This window comes from Pseudomonas sp. Van50 (genome assembly GCF_055390755.1).
The window spans coordinates 730,552-744,605 of record NZ_AP024343.1 but is presented as its reverse complement, the minus strand read 5'-3'; the positions used below and the strand labels follow the sequence as shown (position 1 = coordinate 744,605).

Here is a 14,054-nt window from a genome sequence, read left to right as displayed (position 1 = left end):
ATTTCCTACACCTTCTTCGATTGGCAAGCCCCTTGCTCTAAACACAGCACTGTTCATTGCTGGAAGCACTCCGATGCTGGTGATCCACCGCAGAATCGACACTCAACCGCGCTGGGACGCCGAGCTGCACCTGACCTTCGACGCCCGTAGCAAAAGCCGCCTGCGCTGTTTCAGTGCCGAAGGTGAAGACGTGGGATTGTTCCTGGAACGAGGCCAGCCGCCGCTGTACGACGGCGAATGCCTGCAGGCCGAAGACGGGCGCATCGTGCGCGTCTGCGCCCGCGCCGAACAATTGCTGCACGTCACCTGCGCCAACGCCTTCGAACTGACCCGCGCCGCCTATCATCTGGGCAATCGCCACGTGGCCCTGCAAGTGGGCGACGGCTGGCTGCGCCTGCTGGACGACTACGTGCTCAAGGCAATGCTCGAGCAACTGGGCGCCAGCGTCGAATCCATCGAAGCCCCGTTCCAGCCAGAACACGGTGCCTATGGCGGCGGCCATCATCATTCCCGGCACGGCGACGAAGACTTCAACTACGCGCCGCGCCTGCATCAGTTTGGCGTGCGCACATGAACCCGGCCTGGGCGCTGCTGCGTCTGGCCAGCCCGCAGCTGCCGATTGGCGGCTACAGCTATTCCCAGGGGCTGGAGATGGCGGTGGACAATGGCCAGGTGAAAAACCCCGACGACGCCCGGCGCTGGATCAGCGATCAATTGCTGCTGAACCTGGCACGCTTCGAAGCTCCCTTGCTGCTGGCGCACTGCACCGCAGCCACCGCTGACGATTGGGACGCGCTGCTGCAACATTGCGAAGAGCACCGCGCCAGCCGGGAAACCCGCGAGCTGTATCAGGAGAGCCGGCAGATGGGCTACTCGTTGCAGCAATTGCTCGCAGGCCTGCCGGAACTCGACCACGCCGCGCGAGGCTTTCTCGAACAGCGCAGCGAGCCGCATCTGGCGCTGGGCTGGGCCCTGGCCGCCCGCGCCTGGCAGATCGCCCCCCAGGACGCCCTCGCCGCCTGGCTGTGGAGTTGGCTGGAAAACCAACTGGCGGTGCTGATGAAAACCCTGCCCCTGGGCCAGCAAGCGGCCCAGCGCCTGACCAGTGAACTGCTGCCGCTGTTGCAACAGGCCCAGCACAACGCCTCGAACATCGACCCCGATCATTACGGCAGCGCCGCGTTTGGCCTGTCCCTGGCGTGCATGGCCCATGAGCGCCAGTACAGCCGCCTGTTCCGTTCCTAGGAGACACACATGAATACACAACCTCTGCGCGTCGGTATCGGCGGCCCGGTGGGCTCCGGCAAGACCGCCCTGACCCTGGCCCTGTGCCTGGCTCTACGTGAACGCTACAACCTGGCGGTGGTCACCAATGACATCTACACCCGCGAAGACGCCGACTTCCTGGTGCGCAACGAGGCCCTGGCGCCGGAGCGGATCATCGGCGTGGAAACCGGCGGCTGCCCGCACACGGCGATTCGCGAAGATGCCTCGATCAACCTTGAAGCGGTGGACCAGTTGAACCGGCGCTTCCCGGGCCTGGACCTGATCCTGGTGGAATCGGGCGGCGACAACCTGTCGGCGACCTTCAGCCCCGAGCTGTCGGACCTGACGATCTATGTGATCGACGTCTCGGCCGGCGACAAGCTGCCGCGCAAGGGCGGGCCGGGCATCTGCAAATCCGACCTGCTGGTCATCAACAAAATCGACTTGGCCCCCCTGGTGGGCGCGTCCCTGGAGATGATGGACAGCGACACCCGGCGTATGCGCAACGGCAAGCCTTTCGTGTTCAGCAACCAGAAGACCGGCCAAGGCCTGGACGACATCATCGCCTTCATCGAGCGCCAGGGCCTGCTGAGCGCCGCCTGATTTTTCGACTGACAACAAGGAAGCTTATCCATGACGTTCAAACGCATTCTCGGCGCCCTCGCCCTGCTGCTGACCCCGGCCCTGGCCTTCGCTCACCCCGGCCACGGCGACAACGGCCTGATCGCCGGCCTCGGCCACCCCATCGGCGGGCTCGACCATTTGCTGGCGATGCTGGCGGTCGGTTTGTGGGCTGCGCAACAACAAGGCGCCGCGCGCTGGGCACTGCCATGCACCTTCGTCGGTACGATGCTGCTTGGCGGCCTGCTGGGCTTTGAAGGCCTGGACCTGCCAGCGCTGGAAAGCGGCATCGCCGCCTCGGTGCTCGCCCTGGGCCTGGCGGTGGCACTGGCGGTGCGTCCGCCGTTGAGCCTGGCGGTCGGTGCAACCGCCCTGTTTGCGCTGTTCCATGGCGTGGCCCATGGCTTGGAACTGCCGGAGATGTCGAGCCCGTGGGCCTATGCGGCAGGCTTCGTCGCGGCCACGGCGGCGCTGCATGGCGCAGGTTTTGCGCTGGTGCGGGTGTTGCCGCAAGCGGCGGCGCCATTGGTCAGGTTGGCCGGGGCTGCTTCGGCGGGGGCTGGGGTTTGGTTGTTGGCGAGCTGATTCTTTAGCGCCTGCCTGGCCGCCATCGCGAGCAAGCTCGCTCCCACAGTTTGTTCGGGCTTCCACACTTTGATCGGTGGCCCTTGTGGGAGCGAGCTTGCTCGCGATGACGGACTTACAAGCGCCATCTCTCTGGAGTCGGTCACTCTGCTACCATGTCGCGCAATCGCCTCCCCCAGCCGTGACGACTTCCGCCGATGCCTGATGCTTCCCGCCCCGCCCCCCAGCCTGAATTGATCGCCCTGTTCGCAACAGTGCATCAGCATTTTCACGACGTGATCGTGCCGATGTGGCAAGGCCCGGGTTGGAATGCCGAACTGGCGCTGCCCTATGAGTCCCTGGATGCCGGACATACGCCGCTGCCGCCCCAGCGCTACCGCGCCATGGCCTGTGCGCGGCAGTTGTATGTGTTCGCCAGCCTGATTGGCGAAGTCCCCCAGGCCGAGGAGCGGGCCAGCGCCCTGTTCCGCTCGCTGCAACGGCATTTCCACGATGCCGAACACGGCGGCTGGTTCTACAGCATCGACCCCCAAGGCGCGCCGCTGGACACCGGCAAAGACCTCTACACCCATGCCTTCATCCTGTTCGCCTGCGCCCATTACTGGGACAAGGTCCGCGAACCGCTGGTGGAGTCGGTGCTCAACGCCAGCCTGGAAGTCATCGCCCAACGTTTTGCCAGCGCAGACGGGCTCTACGAAGCCAGCCTCAAGCGCGATTGGTCAACGACCGGCTCCGGCCCGTTGCAAAACCCCTTGATGCACCTGGCCGAAGCTTTCCTCGCCACGCTCTCGGTCCGCGAAGACGCCAACGTCCGTCAAGCATTGCTGAGCTTGTGCGACGGGATGGCCAAGCATTTCATCGAGCCGCAGCAACGGGTCATGATGGAAAAACCGCTCAAGGCTGTGGATAACTGGTTCGAGCCGGGGCACCAGTTCGAATGGTATTACTTGCTGGCCTCATCGCCGCTGTTGCGCAACGGCAAGCTGCACACCGCCCTGGAGCGCAGCTTCGACCATACCGAACAACGCGGCGTCGATCCGGAATCCGGCGCGGTGTGCGCGATGCTGGACCAGGAACCACAAGCAAGCCCGCGCGATGCCACCCAACGCATCTGGGCTCAGGCCGAGTACCTGCGGGCACTGACACTGCGCCCTGGCAACCAGGGGGTGTTACTGCGTCAATTGCAGGCTTTGCAGCAACACTTCCTGCATGCCAAGGGCTGGAACGAATGCCTGGACGCCAACGGCATCGTCAGCCGCCGGGACATGCCGTCCACCACGCCGTATCACCTGCTGACCTGCTATCGCGGGCTGGCCGATTATCTAGGCTGATTGGCAAACCGCTATCGCGGGCAAGCCTTGCTCCCACAGGGATTTGAGCAGCCCTACTTCCCAGGAATGAATCAAGCCTGTGGGAGCAAGGCTTGCCCGCGATGAACGATAACGCAGTCTTATGTTTTGTTGCGCTCGATGGCAAACCCGGCCCAGGTCTGGCTCACCGGCATCAGCTCCAGGCTGTTGATGTTGATGTGTGCCGGGGCGTTGAGCACCCAGAAAATCGTATCAGCGATGTCCTGTGGCTGGATCGGCTCGGCGCCGGCATACGTCGCGTTGTAGCGCTCCTGGTCGCCACCGAAGCGCACCAGGGAGAACTCGCTCTCGCACAGGCCCGGCTCGATGTTGCTCACCCGCACGCCCGTGCCTTGCAGGTCGCAACGCAGGTTCAGGGAGAACTGTTTGACGAACGCCTTGCTCGCGCCATACACGTGGCTGCCCGGATACGGGTAGTTGCCGGCGATGGAGCCCAGGTTGACGATCCCGGCGCCACGGCCGTGGGCGATCAGGCGCGGCAGCAGCAGGCGCGTGCTGTAGATCAGCCCTTTGACATTGGTGTCGACCATGGTGTCCCAATCATCGAGGTCGCACTTGGGGGCCGGGTCGACGCCCAGGGCCAGGCCGGCATTGTTGATCAGCCCGCGCAGCTTGGCGAAGGATGGCGGCAGGTTGGCGATGGCTTCTTCCATGGCCTTGCGATCACGCACATCCAGGACCAAGCCATGGACTTCCGTCTGCTTCGACAACTCGGCACACAGGGCATTGAGGCGCTCTTCACGACGACCGGTCAGCACCAGTTTCCAACCGGCCTCGGCAAACCGACGGGCACAGGCTTCACCAAAACCGGACGTCGCGCCGGTGATAAACAGGGTGTCAGACATCGTGTTCTCCTTGTTTGAACTCAAAAGCCATTGAATGGAAATCGGCCCACAGCATGCCCGGCCTGGCACGCCAGGGGCAAGGCTTACGCATGAGCTTTTGGCCCACGGCTGCTCATAAAACAACCAATCCACGCCAGGCCTCGCCCAACAAGGCCCGCAGCCGGTTGCTCGCACCTTATCCACAGGCACGTCCACAGTAATCGGGGGCAAGTGCAAATCCCGCAGGCCGCTGTGCACAAGGCTTTTCGGGGTATTTGGAATTTTTTTTCGCTTGACCCTGCAAGTGAGGTTGTGCAGCGCAAGTTATCTGCTATAAGCCACTGCGAAATGGGCGATGGCGCCAAGCCAGTAACGACGGCGCTCAGCGCGGTCTTTCCAGAGTTTAGTCACAGACTTATCCACAGGCTTGCCCACTGTCTTTGGCGTCCATTCCGGCGCTCATAAAAGTGTTGACAACAGCCGCTCCCGCTTAACCAAAAACGCCTGATCAAAAAACGATCACAGCCCTGCAAGCCACGGATTATAAGGCTTGCAGCCAGCTACTCCCACGTTACCCACAGCCAGTTCCACAGCAAACGGGGACAAGTCAAAACCGTGACAAAACAACTGTTTGCGGCGACTTTATGTCGCGGTTTCGCAGGGGCTCAGGATTGTTGTCCACAATTGCCTGCATACCCAAATTCCTGTGGGAGCGAGCTTGCTCGCGATAGCGGTGGATCAGTCGATGAACATGTTGAATGTGACGCCCTCATCGCGAGCAAGCTCGCTCCCACAAGGGTGGGTGGTGGTTTGAAGAGATAAAAAAACCGGCGATCTCTCGCCGGTTTTTCCATTACAGCAGCCGCCTCAATGCCCGCCCAGATACGCGTTGCGCACCTCCTCGTTGGCGAGCAGTTCCTTGCCAGTGCCGGTCAGGCGGATTTCACCGTTGACCATCACATAGGCCCGGTCCGATAACCTGAGGGCGTGGTTGGCGTTCTGTTCCACCAGGAAGATGGTCATCCCGGTGGACGCCAGTTCACGCAGGGTGGCGAAGATCTGTTTCACCACGATCGGCGCCAGCCCCAGGCTCGGCTCATCGAGCAGCAACAACTTGGGCCGGCTCATCAATGCCCGGGCGATGGCGAGCATTTGCTGCTCGCCACCGGACATGGTCATGGCCCGCTGGTTGCGGCGCTCCTTGAGCCGTGGAAACAGCTCGAACATGCGCTGCATGTCTTCGCTGGCGTATTTGTCACCGATGGGAATGGTGCCCATCAGCAGGTTTTCCTCGACGGTCATGTCCGGGAATACCCGTCGACCTTCCGGCGACTGCGCGATGCCGTTGGAGGCAATGTAGTGCGACGACTTGTGGGTGATGTCCACGCCCTGGTAAATGATCTGTCCGCCCGCCGCACGGGGCTGGCCGAAGATGGACATCAGCAGCGTGGACTTGCCGGCACCGTTGGAGCCGATCAGGCTCACGGTTTCACCTTCGCCAATGTGCATCGAGACCTTTTTCAGGGCCTGGATCGGCCCGTAGAACACGTCCAATTCCTTGAGTTCGAGGATAGGTCCACTCATACCAGTTCCTCTTCGTCGGCACCCAGGTAGGCCGCGATCACCTTCGGATCGTTGCGAATCGCCTCGGGACCGCCCTCGGCGATCACGTTGCCGTGGTCCAGCACCACGATGTGATCGGAAATGCTCATTACCATGCCCATGTCGTGTTCGATCAGCACCACGGTCAGATCATGCTCGTCGCGCAGCAGCCGGATCATCGCGCTCAGCGCTTCGGTTTCCTGAGGGTTGAGGCCCGCGGCCGGTTCGTCGAGGCAGATGATCTGCGGGCGGGTGCACATGGCCCGGGCGATTTCCAGGCGTCGTTGCTGGCCGTAGGAAAGCTCCCCGGCCAGGCGGTTGGCGCAATCCACCAGGTCCACCACTTCCAGCCAATAGAACGCATGGTCCAGGGCGTCGCTTTCGGCCTTGCGGTAGCCCTTGGTGTTGAGGATGCCCGCCACCATGCTGCGGTTGACCCACATGTGCTGGGCCACCAGCAGGTTTTCCAGCACCGACATTTCCTTGAACAGGCGAATGTTCTGGAAAGTACGGGCCAAACCGGCGCGGTTCACCAGGTGGGTGCCGCCGAACATCTTGTAGTACAGCCGGCTGGCGAAGGACTTCGGCGAGACGAAGTCCGTCGGGCGAAACGCTTCGCCCAACAGCTTGATGACGTTGGTCTGCTCGCCACGCACGTTGAGCTCGATCTTGCCGCCCGTGGCCTTGTAGAAACCGGTCAGGCAGTTGAACACCGTGGTCTTGCCCGCGCCGTTGGGGCCGATCAGGGCGAAGATCGAGTTGCGCTTGACCTGCAGGCTGACATCGCTGAGGGCCTTGATGCCACCGAACTGCATCATCAGGTTTTCGACTTTGAGTACGACTTCGCTCATGGCGCTACCCCCTTGCGCGGCGTCACGCCGGTACGGCTGATACGGATCAGGCCACGCGGGCGCCAGATCATCATCAACACCATCAGTACGCCGAACAGCAGCACCCGGTATTCGGAGAAGCTGCGCAGCAGCTCCGGTGCCACGGTGAGTACGAATGCCGCGATCACCACACCGACCGTCGAGCCCATGCCGCCGAGCACGACGATCGCCAGGATCAGCGCCGATTCGAAGAAGGTGAACGACGAGGGGTTGACGAAGCCCTGGTAACTGGCGAAGAACACCCCGGCCAGGCCAGCCGTGGACGCACCAATGGTGAACGCCGAGAGCTTGACCAGTACATGGTTCAGGCCCATGGAGCGGCAGGCGATTTCATCCTCGCGCAGGGCTTCCCAGGCACGACCGACCGGCATGCGGGTCAGGCGATGCTTGACGTAGAGCACCAGCAGCACAGTGATGAACAACACGATGTAGATGAACAGGAATTTGATGTTGGGGTTGTAGTCGATGCCGAAGAACTCATGGAACGGCACCCCGCCATCCTTCGCCCGCCTGCCGAATTCCAGCCCCAGGAAAGTCGGTGAAGGCACCGGCATGCCATTCGGCCCACCGGTGAACGACAGCCAGTTGTTGAGCACCAGGCGAATGATCTCGCCAAAACCCAAGGTCACGATGGCCAGGTAGTCACCGTGCATTCGCAACACCGGGAATCCCAATATGCACCCTGCCATCGCCGCCGCGATGGCCGCCAGCGGCAGCACCGTCCAGAAACCCAGCCCCAGGTACTGGTAGCCCAGCGCCAGGCCATAGGCGCCGATGGCATAGAACGCCACGTAACCCAGGTCGAGCAGCCCCGCCAGGCCGACCACAATGTTCAGGCCCAGGCCCAACAGCACATAGATCAGCCCGAGAATGACCACCGTGAGCACGTATTTGTTGGCGAAGAACGGAAACACGATGGCAATCACGATCAATGCCGGGATGATCCAGCGCAGCCGCGATTTGTAGTCCGGCGGCAGCACGTGCACGCCAGAGCCGGTGCTTTCGAAACCCTGGAGAATCTTCAGTCCCTTGGGGGTTTGCAGGAACAGGCTCAAGGCGAAGCGCCCGATCATCACGATCGCCACCAGCCAGCCGACGCGGGCCGGTTGCAGGTTGAAGCTGTAGCCGTCGAGCACCACGCCGACAATGGGCCCGAACACGATCAGCGAGATCAAGCCAGCCAGGATCGCGTCGATGACGCTTTGTTTGATATCAAGCGGTTTATTGGCAGCAGACATACTTATACCTTCGCCACGAGTGGGCGACCCAACAGGCCTTGGGGACGGAAAATCAGAATCAGCACCAGCAGCGAGAAACTGAACACGTCTTTGTAGTCGGAGTTGATCAGACCGGAGAACAGCGACTCGGAAATCCCGAGGATGATCCCGCCGAGCATGGCCCCAGGCAGGGAACCGATGCCGCCGAGTACTGCCGCGGTGAACGCCTTGATGCCGATGATGAAGCCGGCATAGAAGTCGAATGTGCCGTAGTTCATGGTGATCAGCACGCCGGCCAGGGCCGCCATGGCCGCGCCGATGATGAATACGTAGGAAATCACCCGGTCGGTGTTGATCCCCAGGATCGAGGCCATCTTGCGGTCTTGCTGGGTGGCGCGGCACATGCGTCCGAGCTTGGTGTACTTGATGATGTAGGTCAGCACGCCCATCCCCGCGAATGCGGCGATCAGGATGAAGATCTTGGTGTAGGTGAGCTGGACGAAACCGCTGCCGAAATCGAAGCGCATGGCGCCTTCGAGCAATGTCGGCACGCCCTGTTGGCGAGCACCCTGGCTGATCTGCGCATAGTTCTGCAGGATCAGGGAGATACCGATGGCGCTGATCAGCGGTGCCAGCCGGGTCGAGTTGCGCAGGGGTTTATAGGCGACGCGTTCGATGACCCAGCCGTACACCCCGGTGACCACGATCGTGAACACGAGGGTGCCAAGGATCATGAGCGGAAAGGATTCGATACCGAAATAAGCCAGCAGAGCCAGACTGATTGCCGCGAGGTAAGCGGAAATCATGTAAACCTCGCCGTGGGCGAAGTTGATCATGCCGATGATGCCGTAGACCATTGTGTAGCCGATGGCGATCAGACCATAGACCGACCCGAGGGTCAGGCCATTGATCAGTTGCTGCAGGAAAATACCATCCATAACGCAATCTCACGCAGTGAGAACCTGCACACCTTCGGGTGCGCGGTTCTTCTAAGGAAAATACAGATTAACGTCGGAGCAATGCCAGGCACGACCTGCACGCGCCCTTTGGAAACCGGGGTTTGCCCGGTTCCCAAAGGCGGCGTTGACGGTCGCGTCAGCCCTTACTTCTGTTTTTCCAGCTGGTGGTATTTGCCATCCTTGTCCCACTGGTAGACCACGTAGTCGGAGACTTTCAAGTCGCCCTTGGTGTCCCATTCCTTCTTGCCCATCACGGTCTGGACGGGGTTGGCCTTGAGCCACTTGGCCGCGTCTTCGCCTTTATTGGACTTGGCGCCATTGAAACCGGCGGCCAGGGCCTGGACCGAAGCGTAGGCGTACAGGGTGTAGCCTTCAGGCTCGGTGCCATTCTTGCGGAACTCTTCAACCACGGCCTTGCTGTCTGGCAGCAGGCGTGGGTCGGCGCCGAAGGTCATGTACACACCATCGACGTATTGCGCGCCGCCGGCGGTGGTGACCAGTTCGTCGGTCACGATGCCGTCGTCGGACATGAACTTCACGTCCTTGAGACCTTGCTCACGCAACTGGCGAACCAGCGGGCCGGCTTCCGGGTGCAGGCCACCGAAATAGACCACGTCGGCACCGACCGAACGGATCTTGGTGACCACGGCGCTGAAGTCTTTCTCGCCGCGGGTCAGGCCTTCATACAGCACTTCCTTCACGCCACGCTTGGCCAGTTGTGCCTTGGTGGCATCCGCCAGGCCTTGGCCGTAGGTGTCCTTGTCGTGCAGCACAGCCACTTTCTTGCCCTTGAGCACGTCGACGATGTAGTCACCTGCCACGATGCCCTGCTGGTCGTCACGACCGCACATGCGGAACATTGCGCTCAGGCCGCGCTCGGTGACCTGTGGGTTGGTGGAGCCCGGGGTGATGGCGATGATGCCGGCTTCGTCGTAGACCTCGGAGGCCGGGATGGTATTGGACGAGCAGAAGTGCCCGACCACGCCGATCACCTTGTCCTGGTCGACCAGGCGGTTGGCCACGGCCACGGCCTGCTTGGGTTCGCAGGCGTCGTCACCCGCGACCAGTACGATTTTCTCGCCGTTGACGCCGCCGGCCTTGTTGATGGCATCGGCTGCCGCCTGGGCACCCTTCATGTACTGCTCGCCGAATGCGGCGTTGGCGCCGGTCATCGGCCCCGCCACACCGAATTTCACATCAGCCTGGGCAAACGCAGAAACACCCAGCGCAGCTGCCACTGCGAGGGCCAGGAAACCTTTCTTGTAAAACGTCTGGGACATGAGGTGGTGCTCCAAGGTTTTTTTTAGTTGGCACTGCGACTTCACTTCACTGAAAAGCTCAGAGCAAGGGCCGTGCCATCGGTTTTTTATTCTGAAAAAAGTCGCTGCTTTATTGTTATTTCGACTGTTTCGGGCCCTTTTTCATGGGGCGTGCAACCGTCTAAACCGCACAAGGTGCAACCTTTTATACAAACGGGTAAAACCCTCCATGAGCCATCATTGCAACCATCGCGCGAAACGGCGTGCAACCACTGTGTAACAACCCACGTCACCGAACTGCACACTGTCGGTGCGCGACTGCTACAACCCGCACCATAACAGGCTAGACGCTACGCCGGAAAACGCGGCTTCCAGCAACAACTTTCAACACTCAAATGACGATCCGCAGGCACTGGCCCGCGTGATACAGCGAAAAGCCCGCCTCATACAGGCAACTGCGCAGCCCCACCCCGGCCAGTGGCTGCATGGGGGCGAACGGGATCGGCAGGGCCTGGGTATTGCCGTGACACAGGTAATCGGCGAACGCCTTGCCGACCACCGTACCGGTGGTCACGCCTCGGCCGTTGTAGCCGGTCACGGCCACCAGCCCGGGAGCGGGTTCGAACAGGCGCATCAAGTGATCGGGGGTGAAGGCGATGCAACCGGTCCAGGTGCACTCCCACTCCACCGGCTTGAGATAAGGGAAGTAGTGTTGCTGCACCCGGTCGGCCCAGGCCTTGAGGAACCAGGTCGGCTTGCGGTTGCCGTTGCCCAGGCTGCCCAGCAGCAAACGACCGTCCTTGTCCCGGCGGATGCTGCTCAGCACCTGGCGGGTATCCCACGAGCCCTGCCCGCCCGGCAGAATGCGCTGGGCGGCCTCGTCGGTCAGCGGGACGGACGCGACCTGATAGTAATAACCCGGGAAGAAATTGCGCCGCAGCTCGGTCCAGTCACCCTCGGTATAGGCATTGGAGGCAATCACCACCTGCTCGGCCAATACCGAACCCTGGGCGGTCTGCACCGACCAGCGCTGGCCTTGACGTTCCAGGCGCGTCACCGGCGAATGGTCGAACAACTGGCCACCCAGGTCCGTGGCGGCCTTGGCCAGCCCGCTGGTGTAGGCCATCGGATTGAGCGTGCCGGCGCGGCGGTCGAGCAAGGCCGCGGCGATTTTCGAGGTGCCGGTGGCCTCGGCACAGGCCTGGCCGGTGAGCAATTCCACCGGGGCGCCACGACGCTTCCATTGAGCTTCGCGACTGCGCAGGTCGGCTTCGCCCCGGGCGTTGTGGGCCATGTGCAAGGTGCCTTCGCGGCGCAACTGGCAATCGATGTTGTATTTATCGATGAGGCTGAACACCAGGGCCGGCGCGCCCCCCAGCATGCGGTTGAGCTGGCTGCCCACCGCCTCGCCGAATCCGGCCTCAATGTCATCCGGCGGGATCCATAGCCCGGCGTTCACCAGGCCGACGTTGCGCCCCGATCCGCCATGCCCGGCCCGATGGGCTTCCAGCACGGCCACGCGCTTGCCTTGTTCGAGCAAGTGCACCGCCGCCGACAGCCCGGTGAACCCTGCGCCGATCACACAGACATCCACCGTGATTTCGCCGGTGAGGGCAGTGTTTTCAGGCCTTTGCGGCGTCAGTTTTTCCCACAGACATTCTTCGCGTAACGGCATTGCCAGACTCCGAAAAAGAAACCCAACCATCACACTGTTCAGTGTGGGAGCGAGCTTGCTCGCGATAGCGGCGGCACATTCAATGACTGTGCGACTGACAGACTGCCATCGCGAGCAAGCTCGCTCCCACAAAGGATCTCCACGAATTGAAGATCCGGCCTCAGTCGAAGGTAATCCCCTGGGCCAACGGCAACTCCAGCGAGTAGTTCACGGTGTTGGTCTGGCGACGCATGTAGCCGCGCCAGGCATCGGAGCCGGATTCGCGACCGCCGCCGGTTTCTTTTTCACCACCGAATGCACCGCCGATTTCCGCGCCGCTCGGGCCGATGTTGACGTTGGCGATGCCGCAGTCGCTGCCCACGGCCGACATGAACTGCTCGGCTTCACGCACGTCGGTGGTGAAGATGCAGGACGACAGGCCCTGGGGCACGGCATTGTTCAGGTGCAGGGCCTCGGCGAAGTCCTTGTAGCCGACCACGTACAGGATCGGTGCGAAGGTTTCGTGGCGCACCACATCACTCTGCTCGGGCATCTCGACGATGGCCGGCGAGACGTAATAGGCATTCGGGAACTGGTCTTCGAGCTGGCGCTTGCCACCAAACACGCGCCCGCCTTCGCTCAGGGCCTGCTCCAGCGCGTCCTGCATGCCGTCGAAGCTGTGCTTGTCGATCAGTGGCCCGACCAGGTTGCCTTCCAGCGGATGACCGATGCGCACTTTCGAGTAGGCGGCCTTGAGGCGGGTGACGATTTCTTCCTTCACCGACTCGTGGGCGATCAGCCGGCGCAGGGTGGTGCAACGCTGGCCGGCGGTGCCGACGGCGCTGAACAGGATGGCGCGCACGGCCATGTCCAGGTCAGCGCTCGGCGCCAGGATCATGGCGTTGTTACCGCCCAGTTCGAGGATGCTGCGGGCGAAACGCGCGGCGACTTTCGGCGCCACCTCACGGCCCATGCGGGTGCTGCCGGTGGCGCTGATCAAGGCCACGCGCGGGTCGTCCACAAGGGCTTCACCGGCATCGCGACCGCCGATGATCACCTGGCTCAGGTACGGTGGTGCGTCGCTGAAGTTCTTCAGCACGCGTTCGAACAGCGCCTGGCACGCCAGGGCGGTGAGCGGGGTCTTTTCCGAGGGTTTCCAGATCACCGAGTTGCCACAGACCAGGGCCAGCGTGGTGTTCCAGGCCCAGACCGCGACGGGGAAGTTGAAGGCACTGATCACCCCGACCACACCCAGTGGATGCCAGGATTCACGCATGTGGTGGCCCGGACGCTCGGAGGCGATGGTCAGGCCGTACAGCTGGCGGGACAGGCCGACGGCGAAGTCGCAGATGTCGATCATCTCTTGCACTTCACCCAGGCCTTCCTGAGTGATCTTGCCGGCTTCCCACGACACCAGCTCGCCGAGGTCGGCCTTGTATTCGCGCAACAGGTCGCCGAATTGACGCACCAGCTCGCCGCGACGCGGGGCCGGCACCTGGCGCCACAGGTCGAAGGCATGTTCGGCACGGCTGACCTGCTGCTCGACTTCAGCGGCGCCTTCCCAGTTCACGGCGCCGATGCGGCTGCCATCGATAGGCGAATGCACCGGCTGTGTGCCGCCCTGGTACAAGGCCGGATTGACGCCCAGACGATCAAGCAATGCAGCAACCATGGGGTAACTCCTCTAAACGAGCGATAAAAGATTGGCGGACGGACCATCGCCGTCCGCTCAGGCCTCTAGTTTTAGCTGGCCCGAGTCTTGCCAACAAACGACCATTAAGCGAGATATCATTCCGTTTATTCATGC

13 protein-coding genes are annotated in these 14,054 nt (G+C 62.1%); 5 read left to right on the top strand and 8 right to left on the bottom strand.

The annotated features are described in order from the left end of the window. Positions 1-73: 73 nt before the first annotated feature. From ureE to ACZ5M5_RS03180, 5 genes are all read left to right on the top strand, one after another. Entirely contained in the window at positions 74-574 is a 501-nt protein-coding gene (gene ureE / locus ACZ5M5_RS03200; protein ID WP_060739391.1) for an urease accessory protein UreE, read from the top strand. Further along, positions 571-1,245 carry an urease accessory protein UreF gene (locus tag ACZ5M5_RS03195; protein WP_464738572.1) on the top strand — a complete coding sequence of 225 codons (675 nt, stop codon included), beginning with the start codon at positions 571-573 and terminating at the stop codon, positions 1,243-1,245. The genes ureE and ACZ5M5_RS03195 overlap by 4 nt, the downstream gene beginning before the upstream one ends. A gap of 9 nt (positions 1,246-1,254) precedes the next feature. Further along, complete coding sequence (gene ureG / locus ACZ5M5_RS03190) at positions 1,255-1,869, top strand: urease accessory protein UreG (protein WP_060739393.1); 615 nt, start codon at positions 1,255-1,257, stop codon at positions 1,867-1,869. Positions 1,870-1,899: 30 nt separating this feature from the next. Further along, positions 1,900-2,472, top strand: coding sequence for a HupE/UreJ family protein (locus ACZ5M5_RS03185; protein WP_464738571.1), 573 nt, complete (start codon positions 1,900-1,902; stop codon positions 2,470-2,472). Between the two features lie 197 nt (positions 2,473-2,669). Continuing rightward, a complete protein-coding gene (locus ACZ5M5_RS03180) occupies positions 2,670-3,803 on the top strand; it encodes an AGE family epimerase/isomerase (protein WP_464738570.1) in 1,134 nt (377 codons plus the stop codon). A gap of 119 nt (positions 3,804-3,922) precedes the next feature. Here the strand turns inward: ACZ5M5_RS03180 and ACZ5M5_RS03175 are convergent, their stop codons facing one another. From ACZ5M5_RS03175 to amaB, 8 genes are all read right to left on the bottom strand, one after another. Further along, on the bottom strand, positions 3,923-4,687 hold the full coding sequence (locus ACZ5M5_RS03175; RefSeq protein ID WP_003197302.1) for an SDR family oxidoreductase: 765 nt from the start codon (positions 4,685-4,687) through the stop codon (positions 3,923-3,925). Positions 4,688-5,533: 846 nt separating this feature from the next. Next, positions 5,534-6,250, bottom strand: coding sequence for an ABC transporter ATP-binding protein (locus ACZ5M5_RS03170; RefSeq protein WP_018606262.1), 717 nt, complete (start codon positions 6,248-6,250; stop codon positions 5,534-5,536). Continuing rightward, positions 6,247-7,119 carry an ABC transporter ATP-binding protein gene (locus ACZ5M5_RS03165; protein ID WP_060739396.1) on the bottom strand — a complete coding sequence of 291 codons (873 nt, stop codon included), beginning with the start codon at positions 7,117-7,119 and terminating at the stop codon, positions 6,247-6,249. Before ACZ5M5_RS03165 ends, ACZ5M5_RS03170 begins: the two co-directional genes overlap by 4 nt. Further along, positions 7,116-8,396 (bottom strand): high-affinity branched-chain amino acid ABC transporter permease LivM, encoded by a 1,281-nt coding sequence (gene livM, locus ACZ5M5_RS03160; protein ID WP_060739397.1) that lies wholly within the window; start codon positions 8,394-8,396, stop codon positions 7,116-7,118. The genes ACZ5M5_RS03165 and livM overlap by 4 nt, the downstream gene beginning before the upstream one ends. 2 nt (positions 8,397-8,398) lie before the next feature. Further along, complete coding sequence (locus ACZ5M5_RS03155) at positions 8,399-9,313, bottom strand: ABC transporter permease subunit (RefSeq protein WP_060739398.1); 915 nt, start codon at positions 9,311-9,313, stop codon at positions 8,399-8,401. 164 nt (positions 9,314-9,477) lie between these two features. Then, a complete protein-coding gene (locus ACZ5M5_RS03150; RefSeq protein ID WP_060739399.1) occupies positions 9,478-10,614 on the bottom strand; it encodes a branched-chain amino acid ABC transporter substrate-binding protein in 1,137 nt (378 codons plus the stop codon). Positions 10,615-10,984: 370 nt separating this feature from the next. Then, the gene (amaA, locus tag ACZ5M5_RS03145) at positions 10,985-12,268 is read right to left on the bottom strand and encodes an L-pipecolate oxidase (RefSeq protein ID WP_060739400.1); all 1,284 of its coding nucleotides are present in this window, start codon (positions 12,266-12,268) and stop codon (positions 10,985-10,987) included. A 160-nt stretch (positions 12,269-12,428) separates the two neighbouring features. Then, positions 12,429-13,919: an L-piperidine-6-carboxylate dehydrogenase gene (amaB, locus tag ACZ5M5_RS03140; protein ID WP_072412016.1), complete on the bottom strand. Its 1,491-nt coding sequence runs from the start codon at positions 13,917-13,919 to the stop codon at positions 12,429-12,431. Positions 13,920-14,054 lie beyond the last annotated feature (135 nt).

Coding starts and splice junctions, on each gene's coding strand:
- ureE (WP_060739391.1), top strand. CDS start 74: ATGCTGGTGATCCACCGCAGAATCGACACTCAACCGCGCTGGGACGCC.
- ACZ5M5_RS03195 (WP_464738572.1), top strand. CDS start 571: ATGAACCCGGCCTGGGCGCTGCTGCGTCTGGCCAGCCCGCAGCTGCCG.
- ureG (WP_060739393.1), top strand. CDS start 1,255: ATGAATACACAACCTCTGCGCGTCGGTATCGGCGGCCCGGTGGGCTCC.
- ACZ5M5_RS03185 (WP_464738571.1), top strand. CDS start 1,900: ATGACGTTCAAACGCATTCTCGGCGCCCTCGCCCTGCTGCTGACCCCG.
- ACZ5M5_RS03180 (WP_464738570.1), top strand. CDS start 2,670: ATGCCTGATGCTTCCCGCCCCGCCCCCCAGCCTGAATTGATCGCCCTG.
- ACZ5M5_RS03175 (WP_003197302.1), bottom strand. CDS start 4,687: ATGTCTGACACCCTGTTTATCACCGGCGCGACGTCCGGTTTTGGTGAA.
- ACZ5M5_RS03170 (WP_018606262.1), bottom strand. CDS start 6,250: ATGAGTGGACCTATCCTCGAACTCAAGGAATTGGACGTGTTCTACGGG.
- ACZ5M5_RS03165 (WP_060739396.1), bottom strand. CDS start 7,119: ATGAGCGAAGTCGTACTCAAAGTCGAAAACCTGATGATGCAGTTCGGT.
- livM (WP_060739397.1), bottom strand. CDS start 8,396: ATGTCTGCTGCCAATAAACCGCTTGATATCAAACAAAGCGTCATCGAC.
- ACZ5M5_RS03155 (WP_060739398.1), bottom strand. CDS start 9,313: ATGGATGGTATTTTCCTGCAGCAACTGATCAATGGCCTGACCCTCGGG.
- ACZ5M5_RS03150 (WP_060739399.1), bottom strand. CDS start 10,614: ATGTCCCAGACGTTTTACAAGAAAGGTTTCCTGGCCCTCGCAGTGGCA.
- amaA (WP_060739400.1), bottom strand. CDS start 12,268: ATGCCGTTACGCGAAGAATGTCTGTGGGAAAAACTGACGCCGCAAAGG.
- amaB (WP_072412016.1), bottom strand. CDS start 13,919: ATGGTTGCTGCATTGCTTGATCGTCTGGGCGTCAATCCGGCCTTGTAC.